13 protein-coding genes are annotated in these 16,064 nt (G+C 32.4%); 3 read left to right on the top strand and 10 right to left on the bottom strand.

Annotation, left to right across the window (positions count from 1 at the left end; translation table 11 throughout):
* Positions 1 to 2: 2 nt before the first annotated feature.
* The 6 genes from HNV10_RS13765 to HNV10_RS13740 all read right to left on the bottom strand — a co-directional run bounded on the left by HNV10_RS13765 (position 3) and on the right by HNV10_RS13740 (position 6,417).
* On the bottom strand, positions 3 to 749 hold the full coding sequence (locus HNV10_RS13765) for a class I SAM-dependent methyltransferase (RefSeq protein WP_173301977.1): 747 nt from the start codon (positions 747 to 749) through the stop codon (positions 3 to 5).
* Entirely contained in the window at positions 749 to 2,137 is a 1,389-nt protein-coding gene (locus HNV10_RS13760) for a B12-binding domain-containing radical SAM protein (protein WP_173301976.1), read from the bottom strand. The genes HNV10_RS13765 and HNV10_RS13760 overlap by 1 nt, the downstream gene beginning before the upstream one ends.
* 3 nt (positions 2,138 to 2,140) lie before the next feature.
* Positions 2,141 to 2,923: a class I SAM-dependent methyltransferase gene (locus HNV10_RS13755; RefSeq protein ID WP_173301975.1), complete on the bottom strand. Its 783-nt coding sequence runs from the start codon at positions 2,921 to 2,923 to the stop codon at positions 2,141 to 2,143.
* Entirely contained in the window at positions 2,916 to 4,379 is a 1,464-nt protein-coding gene (locus tag HNV10_RS13750) for a B12-binding domain-containing radical SAM protein (RefSeq protein ID WP_173301974.1), read from the bottom strand. Before HNV10_RS13750 ends, HNV10_RS13755 begins: the two co-directional genes overlap by 8 nt.
* Entirely contained in the window at positions 4,372 to 5,277 is a 906-nt protein-coding gene (locus HNV10_RS13745; protein WP_173301973.1) for a nucleotidyltransferase domain-containing protein, read from the bottom strand. The genes HNV10_RS13750 and HNV10_RS13745 overlap by 8 nt, the downstream gene beginning before the upstream one ends.
* A gap of 159 nt (positions 5,278 to 5,436) precedes the next feature.
* Positions 5,437 to 6,417, bottom strand: coding sequence for an L-threonylcarbamoyladenylate synthase (locus tag HNV10_RS13740; RefSeq protein WP_173301972.1), 981 nt, complete (start codon positions 6,415 to 6,417; stop codon positions 5,437 to 5,439).
* A 77-nt stretch (positions 6,418 to 6,494) separates the two neighbouring features.
* Here HNV10_RS13740 and HNV10_RS13735 point away from each other — a divergent pair, with 77 nt between their 5' ends.
* Positions 6,495 to 8,126, top strand: a complete 1,632-nt coding sequence (locus tag HNV10_RS13735) for an ABC-F family ATP-binding cassette domain-containing protein (RefSeq protein ID WP_173301971.1) — start codon at positions 6,495 to 6,497, stop codon at positions 8,124 to 8,126.
* Between the two features lie 104 nt (positions 8,127 to 8,230).
* The gene (gene dcm / locus HNV10_RS13730; protein WP_173301970.1) at positions 8,231 to 9,475 is read left to right on the top strand and encodes a DNA (cytosine-5-)-methyltransferase; all 1,245 of its coding nucleotides are present in this window, start codon (positions 8,231 to 8,233) and stop codon (positions 9,473 to 9,475) included.
* Here dcm and HNV10_RS13725 read toward each other — a convergent pair.
* The 3 genes from HNV10_RS13725 to HNV10_RS13715 all read right to left on the bottom strand — a co-directional run bounded on the left by HNV10_RS13725 (position 9,448) and on the right by HNV10_RS13715 (position 13,485).
* On the bottom strand, positions 9,448 to 10,212 hold the full coding sequence (locus HNV10_RS13725; RefSeq protein ID WP_173301969.1) for an Eco47II family restriction endonuclease: 765 nt from the start codon (positions 10,210 to 10,212) through the stop codon (positions 9,448 to 9,450). The two genes, dcm and HNV10_RS13725, sit on opposite strands and share 28 nt — an antisense overlap.
* Before the next feature lie 34 nt (positions 10,213 to 10,246).
* A complete protein-coding gene (gene polA / locus HNV10_RS13720; RefSeq protein ID WP_173301968.1) occupies positions 10,247 to 13,090 on the bottom strand; it encodes a DNA polymerase I in 2,844 nt (947 codons plus the stop codon).
* 134 nt (positions 13,091 to 13,224) lie between these two features.
* Entirely contained in the window at positions 13,225 to 13,485 is a 261-nt protein-coding gene (locus tag HNV10_RS13715; RefSeq protein WP_173301967.1) for a hypothetical protein, read from the bottom strand.
* 275 nt (positions 13,486 to 13,760) lie between these two features.
* Here HNV10_RS13715 and HNV10_RS13710 point away from each other — a divergent pair, with 275 nt between their 5' ends.
* Positions 13,761 to 15,173 carry an aldehyde dehydrogenase family protein gene (locus HNV10_RS13710; RefSeq protein ID WP_173301966.1) on the top strand — a complete coding sequence of 471 codons (1,413 nt, stop codon included), beginning with the start codon at positions 13,761 to 13,763 and terminating at the stop codon, positions 15,171 to 15,173.
* 18 nt (positions 15,174 to 15,191) lie between these two features.
* Here the strand turns inward: HNV10_RS13710 and HNV10_RS13705 are convergent, their stop codons facing one another.
* Positions 15,192 to 16,049 (bottom strand): hypothetical protein, encoded by an 858-nt coding sequence (locus HNV10_RS13705; RefSeq protein WP_173301965.1) that lies wholly within the window; start codon positions 16,047 to 16,049, stop codon positions 15,192 to 15,194.
* Positions 16,050 to 16,064 lie beyond the last annotated feature (15 nt).

Genomic DNA, 16,064 nt, shown 5'->3' with positions numbered 1-16,064 from the left:
AATTATTTAGCTATATATCGTAACCAAGGAAAAGGGGAATCTTTTCTGTTCAGAATTTTGTTTAGTAATTTGTTTTTATTCGAATAAAGTATTTCGAATTCCTGAAGGTTATTAATTGAATGATGAAAATAGTTTGAAGCCATTTCAGGAAATCCTAAATCTGTATAATAGGATACTGTTCTTTGTTTAGCCTCAGCAATTTTGTCTTTTTTGTAAAACGGACTATCAATGATATGGATTTCGCCTTCTGGTTTTAAAAACAATTTTAAAGTTGAAAACAAAGCTTGAAATTCTGAAAAATATTGAATACAACTGTTTAGTGTAATAATATCGAATTGTCGTTTAAAAGCGTTTTCGATTTCAAAAATATCTCCATAAACGAATTGAAGATTATTTCTCTTAAATATTCGTGTTGCTTGTTCTAATTCATCTCTATTAACGTCTAAACCAATAACCTCATTTTTTTCTGAAACTTTAGCGATTACATTTGTAAACCAACCATTGCCACAACCTACATCGAGAATAGCTAGAGTTTCTTTTTTTGAAGACAAATAACTCATAAAACGCTCTGTGGATTTCACTCTATATTCCCACTCATTGCGTTTTAGATATGGCAATAATGCAACAGTTTTATCGGTTAGAACCCGTTGTTCTTTTTCCCTAACTGCAATGTAAATGTCTGAAAAGGCAGTTACCTCTTCTGTGAGATAAATGACATTATTTTTTATATGTGAATTGTTGAAATCCATTATCCTTTATGCAGTTTCATCCCAATCTGGGCTATTTTAGATTTCGTTTTTAATTTGAGAAAGTTGAGTGTGCTTTTATCCTTTCCTTTCAAAATTTCTTTATTGAAATTCACTTCATTTACAATTCGTCTAACAGCAAAATCATAATATTTTCGAGAATAGGTTCTTTTAAACTCTATATCTCTATCTGTAGAGGTTTCCCAATTAGGTTTTACAGTTATTTTATCTTCAATTTCGTTGTATAAAGAAGTTCCTTTTATTGGGTAGGCAACAGTAATAGTAAAATGTGTTGGGTTTGCAGCCTTTAAATAGTTAATGGTTTCTTTAATGTCTTGTTCGTTTTCACCAGGATAACCAACCATAATAAAAGTGCCAGTTTCCATTCCTAGAGCGTTGGTTTTTTGAATGGCTGATTTTACAACATCAACATCTACGCGTCTATCCATAGCATCAATTATTTTTTGAGAGCCACTTTCTGCGCCAATCCAAATACGGAAACAACCAGCTTCTTTTAATAACTGCAGAATTTCATCATTGAGACGTTCCGCTCTTGTGATGCATTCAAAAGGAATAATAGCATCTTGTTTAAGGACTTCTTTATGAAATTCTCTTATCCATTTATGACTCACAGAAAACACATCATCTACAAACCAAATACTATCTGGATTATATGTGTCTTTTAACATACGTATTTCTGCTGCAACCATTTCTGCTGGTCGTCTTCTATAACTTTGTCCGTAGACAGCAGTACTGCACCATTTACAAGTGTAAGGGCAACCACGTTGCGTGCTTATGGTCATGGAGCTTTTGCCATGATGAGTTTTCCAAGTACTTAAATATTTTTCTACAGGAATAGCCGCTCTGTTAGGTAAGGGCAAATCTGAAAGGTCTTTCATTTTAGTTCTTGGAGGCGTTTTTATAACGTTTCCGTTTTCTAAGTAAGCAATACCTTTAATTCCGCTAAAGTCTTCATTATTGGCAATAGCACTATATAATTCTAAAGTGGTTTGTTCGCCTTCTCCTATGATTAAAAAATCTACACCAGTTTTGAGATAATTTTCACAATTATAAGTAATATCTGGTCCGCCTAAAATTAGTTTGGGAAAACCATATTTTGAATTAGATTTTAATGTTTTAACTAACTTAATAACATTGATTTTAGTCATTAAGTTAGTGTAGATAGCAACTACCTTAGGTTGTTTTTCTTCTATAAAGTTAAGTTGTTCTTCTTTAGAATAAAACGTAGAATCATAAAGATGATTTTCTACGTTGTTTTCATTTAAAAATGCAGATATATATAGTAAACCAAGTGGAGCATATGGTTTCATAATAGCTTGCTCTTTAGCATCTTCGTATAGGTAATACGCATGTGTTAGTACAATGCTCATTGGTTATTTTTTCGTCAGTTCAATTAAATAATGGTCTGCATATTTAGCCCAAAAAGAATTAGTTATAGTATTGTCTATAGCTTTAAAAACAGAAATTAATGGTTGTTTTGATAAAAATGAATTTTCAAGATAAGAAGGAGGAATTGATAATCCTATTGGTTTTACTTTTTCTATTTTGAATAGTAACTTTGTTATTGATATAATTTCTTCTGGGTTGTGATACCAGGTTTCAACATTAACACCATCAACATTTGCAATTGTACTTTCCGATGTTTTTCTTCTTTTTGCATTTTTAAAATTTCCTTTTAGGGAAAAGTATGCCTGTTCCCATAAACAATGTTTAGGCATAATGACCAATACTATTTTTCCATTAGGATGTAGTAAGTGTGTAGCTGTTTCAAAGAATGACTTTATTTCAGATTGAGACAAGCAGTTAAAGCCACCAAAATTTGAAAATATTAAATCAAACTTACTTTTAAACGAATCTGTATGGATTGATTTAATGTCTTGAATTTTAAAATTTAAATTTTTCGATTGCGATTTTGCGTTTGCCACTTTAATCATGCCCTCAGAAATGTCTGTAGCCAATACGTTATGACCTAATTTAGCAAATTGAATAGCATCTTCTCCTGTACCACAGTTGAGTTCTAAAATAGAGAGCTTCTCTTTTTGATTTAAAATAGGATTTAGATATTTAAATACCATGCGACGCTGTGCTTTTCCAATATTTGAAAAAGTAAACACCGCATCATACTCGGCAGAAGCAATATCAAAGTCACTAACCATTAGATAATTCCATATTTTTAAGTTGTAATTTATCTAAAAATGCAGAAGGCAAATAATAACCCAATAATACGATAGACCGCAGTTGATGTTTAGATAACTTAAATGGGTTTTTAATTCCTTTTCTTAAATTCTGAAACGCTTGACTTTTTCTAAATTCTTTATGGACATAGCGTTGCAATTTTCTGTAATACTCAGTGTTAAAAGTACCTTTAAACATCATGGCTAAATCATCTGAATCTGTCCAATTGGCTTTTAGTTTTAAGTCGTCTTTTACTTTATCATAAAATTTGGTTCCAGGTAAAGGATAAGAGACAGAAACGCCAATATTATCTGGCACCAATTCCTTAATCATGCTAATAGTTTTAGCAATATCGTCTTTTGTTTCGCCCAAATAGCCAAATTGAATAAAGAAAGCAACCCTAATATTTTTTTCTTTTAATAATCGTGTGGCTTTATAAATTTGTTCTACAGTTGTATCCTTATCCATGGCATCTAAAACAGTTTGTGAGCCACTTTCTGCACCAACCCAAACTTCTTCTAATCCACTTTCTGCTAAAGCATCGATAGTGTCTTCTTTCAACAATAAATCAACACGACTTTGAATATAATATGAGATGGAGAGCTGTTCTTTTTTAAGTGATGTATTAAAATTTTGAACCCAATTAGGTTTAAGACCAAAAATATCATCACACATCCAAAAACGATTCACACCATAGGTTTCAGATAAATATTTAATGTGTTTTGTAATGTATTCTGGCGAATGTGAATTATAGCGATTACCATAAATAGGTTTTGCGCACCAATTACATTTAAAAGGACAACCTCGAGTTGTTGCAATATTTAGCGTAAATTCATTTCCTCCACTTTTCCAAATAGTTTTATACGAGTCTATGTCAATTAGGTCCCAAGCAGGTAATGGTAACTCATCTAAATCTCGTACAACAGGTCGTTTAGGATTTTTAATTATGTCATCTTCAGTTCTAAAAATTAGCCCCTTAATAGAAGATGTGTCATTGTCATTTTCTAAAGCATCTAAAAGTTCTTTTAAGGTGATTTCACCTTCTCCTTGTATAACAAAATCTGCTCCTGCATTAAGATATTTCTCATAATGATCCGTAGAATCAGAACTACATACAACGACTTTACAATTTTGCTTTTTTGCGATTTTAATCATCTCAAAAGAAGCTTCGCGCATTGTAGTTAAGCACATTTTTGTGAGATAGTTAAAACCATCATCATACAAAACAAAATAGTTTGGCGATTGCTTTTTTAAATAAGGTTCAATGGTTTTTGGGTCGTCTAATAGGTTGGCATCAAAAACACCAACATTATAGCCGTTTTCTCTTAAATAAGAAGCTGCATATAAAGTGCCTAAAGGTGGAAAAGGGGTTTTGTTATTCCACTGTTTTGGGTCAAATTTATAGTAATATGAATGCGAAAAAACAACATTAAGCATGCTCCATGGTTAGGTTAAGGTTAAAGGCTTTATTTTTATCTTTATAGCGCTCATTTAAAGATACAATAACATGAGTTTGAAAATTTTGTGGATGATGTTTAGAAACATCGTTAGTAGACTTCATAGCTACTTCAAACTCTTTTCTCTTTAGATTTTTAAATTTAGATTTCCATTTGTTGAGTGTTATTCTTTTAAATACAAAATCTAATTTTTCTCCCATTTTATTATTGAAAATAATTTCTAAAACGCTACTCCAAAGTGGTTTTCTAAAATTTGTTGCAAGTGAAGTTTTATCTATGGATTTGTTAGGGTATAAATCTAATGCCCATTGGTTCTCAGAAAGAAAATCATTAAAAACTCTTTTGCCATAAATAGGTTTTAGTGTTATCAATTCTGTTGCTGTGAATCTATTTTGCTCATCAATTCTAAGATAATTAGAACTTATAAAATAGTTAACGCAAAAATATTTTTTAGAGTTAAGTAGAAATACTTTTTTAAATAGAATTAAAAACGTCCTCGCTATCCATAATTTTTTTGGTTTGGTGATAATAAAGAAATCTATATCGCCATCATCATCATAATAATTTTTGGCTAAAGCTCCAGAAATTGAAACCGATTCTACATAAGGAAAGGACATAATAAGTTTAGCGCGTTTTAATGCTTTAGGCATAATTTCTTCTGCCATTTTATTGCCTTTAAGTCGTCTTTTTACAAGTGTAGGGTTGTTGGTGTCCGTGTAGAATTGGTTAAATTGAAAGATGATTTTTTTTTGAACTAATTCTGAAAGTTCATTTTCAATTTCTCGATAATTTCTAGCTGAAGAAAACCTAAAAACCTCCTCTTTGGTTAAAGGGTATTTAAAGATTGAAAAGTAAAGTATTACTTTTAACGCATTCATCTTTTTCTGTTACTTTTTCTATAAAAATAAGGCTTAATTTTAGAATAATAGAAATAATTAATGTTTTGGAATTATAACTTACCCAATGTAAGGTCTATTTTTAGAGGCTTTAAACAAAAAATAAAATAAAATTTTGAAGTAAAATATACACTGACGTTTTTACTTTGTTGCTCGTAATAATCTATCATTTATAGATTTGCCAAGACCAAAATCAGGTAATTTTTCAGCAATAATAATATCTAAATCAAGAGTGTCTAATTGGTGTAAAGCATCGTATAATTTAGAAGCGGCTTCACTTAAATCTCCTTTTTTAGACAAGATAATTTCGGTAATAACACCATTAATTTTTAGTTCAGGTTTAAAAACTAAAACACCAATCCGTTTATTTGGATAGTGAGAAATAGCCTCTAAAATATTATCCGTTAAAATCGTTTTGGTTTTTGGTGCATAATGGCGTGCTAACATACCAGGAGCATCAGGCGTTTTTTGTGTTTCTAACGTTTTAGATTCAGTTACAGAGTTTTTAATTTTAATATTTCCAACAACGGCTTCAATCGCTTCAATAGCAGTAGAACCTAATCTATATATAATGGGTTCGTCGTTTTCAAAACCAATAATGGTTGATTCTATTCCACTAGTGCAGGCACCACCATCTAAAACCATTTTAATAGTGTTTTTAAAATAAGATTCTACGTGTTGTGCTGTGGTTGGACTAATGCTACTAAACGGATTGGCACTTGGTGCTGCCAATGGAAAATCTAATTTACTTAACAATTCTAACGTAGTAGAATGATTTGGTACACGTACAGCAACGGTGTCTTTTCCTCCTGTAATTAAATCTGGGATTATAGCTTTCTTTTTCAACACCAAAGTTATTGGTCCAGGCCAAAAGGCTTCGGCCAACAATTTTGCCTTTTCAGGAATGTATTCTACAATAGTTGAAAGCGAATCAATAGACGGAATATGAACAATAAGTGGATTAAAAAATGGACGTTTTTTAGTTTCAAAAATAGCTTTTATGGCTTTTTCGCTATAAATATTTCCTGCTAATCCATAAACTGTTTCCGTTGGAATAGCAACAATGTTTTCAGCCGTTAAAAGTTGAATGGCTTTTGATATGTCTTTTGAAATGATACTCATAATAACGTTCAGACTGCAATATTAGTTGAAAAAATCGAAAGATTTATTAGTAGTTTTGCAACTTTAAAAATAAGTAGATGATTTCAGTAGATAATTTAGCCGTAGAATTTAGTGGACAAACCCTTTTTAGTGATGTGTCTTTTACCATTAATGAGAATGATAAAATTGCTTTAATGGGTAAAAATGGTGCAGGAAAATCTACCATGATGAAAATTATTGCTGGCGTACAAAATGCCACGCGTGGTAATGTGCGCTCTCCAAAAGATACGGTTATTGCCTATTTGCCTCAGCACTTATTAACTGAAGATAATACGACTGTTTTTGAAGAAGCCTCTAAAGCATTTGCACATGTTTTTGAAATGCGTGACGAAATGGAAGCGCTCAACAAGCAACTAGAAACCAGAACAGATTACGAATCTGATGAATACATGAAAATCATAGAACGTGTATCGGATTTAGGCGAAAAATACTATGCTTTAGAAGATGTTAACTATGATGCTGAAGTTGAAAAAGCATTGAAAGGTCTAGGATTTAAGCAAGCCGATTTTACAAGACCAACAAGTGAATTTTCTGGTGGATGGCGCATGCGAATAGAATTGGCTAAAATTTTACTTCAAAAGCCAGATTTAATTCTACTAGATGAGCCAACTAACCATATTGATATTGAATCTGTCATTTGGCTAGAAGACTTTTTGGTTAATAAAGCCAACGCTGTACTCGTTATTTCTCACGATAGAGCCTTTATTGATAATATTACCAATAGAACGATTGAGGTAACCATGGGTCGTATTTACGATTACAAAGCTAACTATTCGCATTACTTGCAATTGCGAGAAGATAGACGCACACACCAAATAAAAGCGTACCAAGAGCAGCAGAAATTTATTGCTGATAATATGGCTTTTATAGAGCGTTTTAAAGGGACCTATTCTAAAACCAATCAAGTGTCATCTCGTGAGCGCATGCTCGAAAAATTAGAACGCATAGAAATAGATGAGGTAGATACGTCTGCATTGCGTTTACGTTTTCCGGCAACACAACGTTCTGGCGATTATCCGGTAACCGTTAAAGATGTGTCAAAATCTTATGATGAGCATGTGGTATTTAAAGATGCTAATATGTCTATTGCAAGAGGCGAGAAGGTGTGTTTTGTGGGTAGAAATGGCGAAGGAAAATCTACAATGATTAAAGCCATTTTAGGCGAAATTGATGTCGAAGGTACTTGTACTTTAGGCCACAATGTGAAGGTTGGTTATTTTGCGCAGAACCAAGCCGCTTTGTTAGATGAGAGCTTAACGGTTTTTCAAACGGTAGATGAGGTAGCGAAAGGCGATGTACGTACCCAAATAAAGAATATTTTGGGTGGTTTTATGTTTAGAGGAGACGATATTGATAAAAAAGTAAGCGTCTTATCTGGTGGAGAAAAAACCAGATTAGCGATGGTAAAACTCTTACTAGAACCTGTTAATTTATTAATCTTAGATGAGCCAACCAATCACTTAGATTTAAAGTCTAAAGATGTATTAAAAGAAGCGCTTCAAAATTTTGATGGCACTTTAATATTAGTCTCTCACGATAGAGATTTTCTACAAGGCCTTTCTAAAAAAGTATTTGAGTTTAAAGAAAAACGCGTTATAGAACACTTTGAAACTATTGATGATTTCTTAGCTAGAAATAGAGTAGAGAGTTTGAAAGGGTTGGATTTGTAGGTTGCTTGATAGTAACATTTGATGCTATTAAAAATAATTAATTCTTTATTTCTTAAATGAAAATTCTTTATTAAATTTGTAACCAATGTTTAACGTTGTGTAATATGGTTATAAAAGATTATTATTCGCTTTCTGAAGCTGCTGAAATTTTAGGGAAAAGTAAAGAAACATTGCGACGATGGGATAAAGATGGGAAACTTCCAGCTGTGAGAGAACCAATGAGTGACTATCGTATCTACAAAAAGGAAGATATTAATAACCTAATTAAGCCTTTATTTGATAATATTGAGGATGATATAGATAATTCAGAAAAACCTTTAAAAGAATATAAGGTATTAGAATTATTCGCAGGAGCAGGAGGTTTAGCTATTGGATTGGAAAAAGCAGGAATTAAATGTGCGGCTTTAAATGAAATAGATAAATGGGCTTGCCAAACTTTGCGAGAAAACCGTCCTAATTGGAACGTTTTAGAAGGAGATATCAAAACTTTTAATTTTGAAAAATATAATGGAGAAGTTGATATTGTTACTGGAGGTTTTCCATGTCAAGCATTTAGTTATGCAGGAAAAAGATTGGGATTAGAAGATGCAAGAGGAACTTTGTTTTATGAATTTGCACGCACAGTAAAAGAAGTTAATCCACCAATTTGTATAGGAGAAAATGTAAAAGGTTTACGTTCACATGAAAAAGGAGAGACTTTGAAAGGTATGCTTTCAATTCTCGATGAGATAGGATATAACGTAGTTCCTGTGCAAGTATTAAAAGCAATTAATTATAAAGTACCTCAAAAACGTGAGCGAATAATTCTTGTCGGTATTAGAAAAGATATTGATATAAAATACGAATATCCAAAGCCATATCAGACGATTTATAATTTATCTGATGCATTAAAAAAAGGAAAACTATACGATTCTAATGTACCTAAATCCGAAGGTGCTAAATATCCACAACATAAGAAAGAAGTATTAGATTTAGTTCCGCCAAAAGGTTATTGGAGAGATTTGCCATTAGATTTACAGAAAGAATATATGGGAAAAAGTTTTTATCTAGGTGGAGGAAAAACTGGAATGGCAAGACGTATAGGTTGGGATGAACCAAGTTTAACGCTAACTTGTAGTCCTGCTCAAAAACAAACAGAGCGTTGTCACCCTGACGAGACAAGACCTTTTACAGTAAGAGAATATGCTAGAATTCAAACGTTTCCTGACGAATGGAAGTTTATGGGTTCAGTATCTCAACAATATAAACAAATAGGTAATGCTGTTCCATGTAACTTAGGAAAAGAGATTGGATATTCTATCGTAAAATTTTTGAATGATTATTATTCAAGTTTGTCAAAACCTAAATAATAGCCGTAATTCTCAAAAGTAATCTCATCTAAAATACTTCTATTCGATTCTTTAGAACTTGTTTGTATTTCCGCGAGTGCAGAATTGTTTTCAGTTTCTTCTTTTTTTATACTATTTAAGTATTCAGAAATAGCTGTTGGTAAAACATTATATAATTCAAAAAGAGCATTATCTCTTCCGGAAAGTAACTTGTAAAATTGATCTCCAGAAATTTTATTCACCCTGCTATGGCTATATTCTTTTCCGTTGATTTCCCCAAACCACTTTTCGTTAAAACTATTTTTAGCCAAAATTTGTACCCAATAACACTCAGCTTTTTTGTAATTATCGGCATAACTGGCTAGTTTTTGAAATAAACTTTCGGCAGAACTGCTATTCATCGTGTTATGTTTATTCTTGATATCAGCAAATAAAGTGTTATCCATAGCTTTAATATCAAAACCGCTAAAATTACCGATTTCAAAGCCTTTAATTCCACCTAAAATTTGTTCGTGAAAAGTTCCAATTGAATTATTAATTGATTTATCAATCTGCCTATTTATTTCCGTTTTTATTAGAGTTACTTCATCAAGCTCATTAAAACTTGCATCAAATGTGAGTTTTATAGTATCAATTTTATTTGAATAAAATTTCTTTTTGCTAACATTTGCTTTGGCTTTCAAATATGAATTATGCAAATTTTCTATACATGATAAAAGATGCTCATCTGAGATAAAATTTAAATATTTATTTGTCATAATTCCGAAATAATATTTTACAATTTACAATAAATTAATGCGCCTCCAACCAATTCAAACCAGTATCGACTTCGACATCTAGAGGAACTTCCATTTTAAAGGCGTTTTCCATTTCTGTTTTAATCAATGTGGTTAATTCTTCTAGTTCTGGTTTGTAGATATCAAAAACCAATTCATCATGCACTTGTAAGAGCATTTTAGATTTATAATTTCCAGCTTCAAGCTTATCGAAAATATTAATCATGGCTATTTTAATAATATCTGCTGCGCTACCTTGTATCGGTGCGTTTACAGCATTTCGTTCTGCAGCGCCTCTAACCACAGCATTACGAGAGTTGATGTCTTTTAAATAACGACGACGACCCAAAATGGTAGAAACATAACCATTATCTCTTGCAAAATCGACTTGCTTACTGATGTAAGCTTTTAATTTTGGATAGGTTTCATAATACGTGTCAATTAACTCTTTGGCTTCACCACGTGATAAATCGGTTTGGTTACTGAGTCCATAGGCAGATACACCATAGATTATCCCAAAGTTAACGGTTTTTGCATTGCTACGTTGTTCTCTAGTCACTTCTGTTAATGGCACATTAAATACTTTTGAAGCGGTTGATGCGTGAATATCTTCACCATTCTTAAAGGCTTCAATCATGGTTTCTTCTTCACTTAATGCAGCGATGATTCGTAATTCTATTTGCGAGTAATCGGCAGCTAGTAAGGTGTATTCTTCGTTTCTTGGTACAAAAGCTTTTCTCACTTGGCGACCACGTTCTGTACGGATTGGAATATTCTGTAAGTTAGGATTATTACTACTTAAACGACCAGTAGCAGCAACGGTTTGCATATAATCGGTGTGCACTCTACCAGTTGATGCTTCTACTTGTAATGGCAAAGCATCTACATAGGTACTTTTTAGTTTGGCAAGACCACGATATTCTAAAATATCTCTAATAATCTCGTGCTCTTTGGCTAAAGCCGATAAAATATCTTCACCAGTTTTATATTGTCCTGTTTTGGTTTTTTTAGGTTTATCTACCAGTTTTAGTTTTTCAAATAAGATGATACCTAATTGTTTTGGCGATGCAATATTAAATTCTTCGCCAGCCACCTCATATATTTTAGATTGAAGATTGGTGATATCGTTATTAAGGTCTTCTGATAATGAGTTTAAAAATTCAACATCGAGATTTATACCTTCTAATTCCATTGCTGCAAGCACGCGAACTAACGGAATTTCAATATCATCAAATAATTTTTGGGTGTTGGCTTCGCCCAATTCTTTTTCAAAATGTTCCTTAAGTTGTAATGTGATGTCTGCGTCTTCAACCGCATATTCCGTTTGTTTTTCTAGTGGAACTTCTCGCATAGACAATTGGTTCTTGCCTTTCTTACCAATTAATTCTGTGATAGAAATTGGTGTGTAGTTTAAATACGTTTCAGCAAGAATATCCATATTATGACGCATATCTGGATTTATCAAATAATGCGCTAACATGGTATCGAACAACTTGCCTTTTACGCTGACATTGTATTTTGCTAAGACTTTAATATCATATTTTAAATTCTGACCAATTTTCTGAATGTTTTCAGCTTCAAAGAATGGTCTTAAGATTTCAATAAGCGCTTGTGCTTCGGTTTTATCTTCGGGAAATGGTATATAAAACCCTTTGCCAACTTCCCATGAAAATGCAATACCTACCAATTCTGCGGTTAACGGATTTAGTCCTGTAGTTTCAGTATCAAAACAAACAGATGCTTGATTCATTAAGTTTTTTACAAACAATTTGGTTGCCATACCAGGCGCTACACTTTGGTAAAAGTGCGATGCGGTTTCTGCGGTTTTACGAGTGAATTCAGTTGCCGTTTCTGTGGCAGAGGGTTCACCACCTCCAAACAATGAAAACTGACCTTCGCCTGCAGATTTTATTTCTTTAGGTGTGGTTTTAGGTGCTTCAGTTTTGGCTGTAGTTTGTGTTGCTGGTGCTTGAGCTTCAGCAGAAAATGTTTTATTAAAATTATCGATTAAACGTCTAAATTCTAACTCTTGAAAAATCTCAGTAACCTTAGGCACATCTGGCTCAGACATTTCAAAATCTTTAGCATCGAATTCCACAGGTACATCGAGCATTATTGTTGCTAGTTTTTTAGAAAGTAAGCCTAGTTCTTGGTTGGCTTCAACTTTCTCTTTCATTTTTCCCTTTAACTCGTGCGAATTAGCAAATAGGTTTTCCATGCTTCCGTAAGCTGCTAAAAATTTCTTAGCTGTTTTTTCGCCAACACCTGGTAAACCAGGAATATTATCCGAAGCATCACCCATCATTCCTAAAAAATCAATGACTTGCAAAGGGTCTGTAACTTCAAATTTTTTCTGTACTTCTGGAATTCCCCATGTTTCGTAACCACCACCAAAAACAGGTCTGTACATAAAAATGTTTTCAGACACCAGTTGTGCAAAATCTTTATCTGGTGTTACCATATAAGTTTGGTAACCTTCTTTTTCGGCTTTTTTTGCCAAAGTGCCTATAACGTCATCAGCTTCATAACCTTCTTTGACCATGATAGGTATATGCATAGCTTTTAAAATCTCATAGATGTATGGAACCGCAGTTTTTATACCTTCAGGTGTTTCATCTCTGTTGGCTTTGTAGGCTTCGAACATTTCTACACGGTCTGAGCTTCCGCCTTTATCAAAACAAACAGCTAAATGGTCTGGCCGTTCACGCTTTATAACATCTAAAAGAGAGTTCATAAAACCCATAATAGCTGAGGTATCTTCGCCTTTAGAGTTTATTCTTGGATTTTTTATAAAAGCATAGTAGCCACGGAAAATAAGTGCGTAGGCATCAACTAGAAAGAGACGTTTTTGGTCTGACATGTTTATAAATTTTGAAGTTTATAAAACTACAAAACTTAAGTCTTGAAATGAAAGAATGATTTATGAATTAATAAACAAATAAAAAGCCGAAACTTTCGTTTCGGCTTTTTAAAAAATATTTGGTTAATAGCACATTAACAAAGTTTTACAGTTTTAAGTTTCAATTGAAGACTTTTTCTGTATGCTTTAATACTGATAATTTCGTTACTCTTTTTACGATTCATTTTTAAAACCTTAGCTTTTACTTCTGCAGAAATACTAATTGTTTTAGACTCTGCTTTTTTTGCTTTTACAGTTTCAACAAGTTCAGTTTCATTATTAGAAACTACATCTTGTTGAGCGAAACCTACTAAAGACATTGTTAAAAATAATATGATGACTAAACCTTTTTTCATAATTTTTGGAAGTTATATTTGTTTAACTTCGAGTCAAAGAAACATAACAATCCGAGTGCCCTTAAAATTTTTGGATGAAAGCGGTCGATAAATGGTTAACAGGTAATTGCCCGCAAAAAACATCGACGAAATGCACAATATGGATTGTGAGCCCTTTAAAAGCATTAAATTTGAAGACGAAAATTATTCTTTATCAGTTGAATTACGCACCTTTTAGAATAATATCGATAAAATACATGTTATTGGCTTTTATATCCTTTAAACACTACTAGTATATGAATGAATTGATTAATAATTGTTATTTTGAATTGTTCTCTAAACAACAACAAAACCAATTCAATATTGGGAATAGTAACTCTAAAGAAAGAATTAGAAAGTTAGATGCTTTAAAAACAGCGATTGAAAAAACATATAGATTAGAAATTCAAGATGCATTATTAAAAGATTTAGGCAAACCAGTAGTAGAAGCAGAGCTTACTGAAATCTACGCAATAATAGGAGATATTAAACATGCCAAAAAGCATTTAAAACAATGGATGAAAAACCATAAAGTAGGTACGCCAATGTCTATGTTAGGGTCTAGTTCTCATATTACATTTCAACCTAAAGGAGTTTGCTTAATTATATCACCTTGGAATTTTCCCTTTAATCTTACCTTTGGACCATTAGTGTCTGCAATTGCAGCGGGTAACACAGCAATTATAAAACCTTCTGAGATGACACCGAATTCTTCAGCTTTAATGGCTAAAATAATAGAAGATGTATTTGATGAGGATGAGGTAGCATTGGTTGAAGGTGAGGTTGAAACATCTACCGAATTATTAAAATTGCCATTTAATCATATCTTTTTTACAGGATCACCTCAAGTTGGTAAAATAGTAATGACTGCAGCTGCAAAGCATTTAGCATCTGTAACTTTAGAACTTGGCGGAAAATCACCAACCATAGTTGATAAAACAGCTAACATTGATAAAGCAGCAAAAAAGATAATGTGGGCAAAATTCTTAAACTGTGGCCAAATTTGTGTTGCTCCAGATTATGTTTTGATAGATGAAAGTATAAAAGTTGAATTTATTGAATCTTGTAAAAAATGGCTTCAAACTTATTATAATAACAATCCAAAAAAATCAGATTCTTATGGAAGAATTGTTACTGACAAACATTTTGAACGCTTAAATGCTTATCTAGAAAACGCAAAAACTTTAGAGGCTAAATTTGAAGTTGGTGGAGAAACAAATAGAACTTCAAAATATATTGAACCGACGATTATTTCAGATTTAAAACCTGAAGCAAAATTATTAGAAGAAGAGATTTTTGGGCCTATTTTACCCATAGTAACCTATAATAGTTTAGACATGGCTATTGCTTATGTTAACTCCAAACCAAGACCATTAGCGCTTTATATTTATAGTAAAAGCAAAGGGAATACTAACAAAATTATAAATAATACTAGAGCAGGAGGTACCTGTATTAATAATAGTGTATTGCATTATGCTAACCACAACTTACCTTTTGGTGGTGTAAATAATAGCGGAATAGGTAAAAGCCACGGTTTTGATGGTTTTAGAGCTTTTAGTAATGAACGTTCCGTTTTAAAACAGCATACGTTTGGTGTAACAGAATTGCTGTTTCCGCCATATTCTAGTTTTAAAGAGAAATTGGCTCGGTTGACTATTAGGTGGTTTTAAGATTTTTACAGTAATCTGTTAAAAATTTGGTGGTTGTGCAACAGGTTCTATTCTCACTCCATCTTGTACAAGAGCTGTTTCAATTATTTTAATTGGAAATACGTTGTTTTCAGTTCCTAGCATTTCAGTTAATTCACTATGAGTGATATCTATGGGATACAAAACGTTGTCACTAACAGCATTAGGGCCATATTTAAGGGCGTTTAGCTCATGGTTAGTATATTCTACGCAGTCATAGCTGTATGTCATGTCTTCACTGTTAAACCTAAATGTTTCTAAAGCATTATTGTTTATGTCTTTTCCTAATGGTGGAATTTCATCTTGTAATCTTTCACTTTTAGCTGTTATTGTTAAGCTACCTTGTTCTATAATACGAATTGAATTGTTTTCATAAGGTAGAATCCAAGATTGATTGTCAAAAAATATAGGTTCATTTACCATTAATTCTGCGTTGGCTATAGATTCATCGCAAAAAACGAATGATATAGTAATATTATTTCGTTCTAAATCATATAAACTATAAGCAGTGTAAGCGTTATCTGTTGTTTTAGGATAAGTGCCATCGGTATTATAACTACCGCCAGAAATTGAAAAAATTGACATATTATTTTCTAACCCAAGGTTATTACGGTATATTTCATTACCGTGAATTGGTGACTTTCTTCCGTCAGTAATTGCAAGGCGATCGCTAATAGTAGCTCTAGTAATGTTAGCAATCCATAGCTCGGTCATGTCATCAGCAGGTAGTGCTAGATTTTCTTCATTTTCGCAATCTAAATCATCATTTTCATTGTCATTATCACTAAAGCATGATGCTGCTAAAAATAGACTTGAAAGTAGAATGATACAAAGGGTTTTTAAAAGTGATATTTTCATTTGTTATTTTTTTAA

It is taken from the genome of Winogradskyella litoriviva, assembly GCF_013249065.1.
GTDB lineage: Bacteria > Bacteroidota > Bacteroidia > Flavobacteriales > Flavobacteriaceae > Winogradskyella > Winogradskyella litoriviva.
This window is presented reverse-complemented; position numbering and strand designations above follow the sequence as displayed.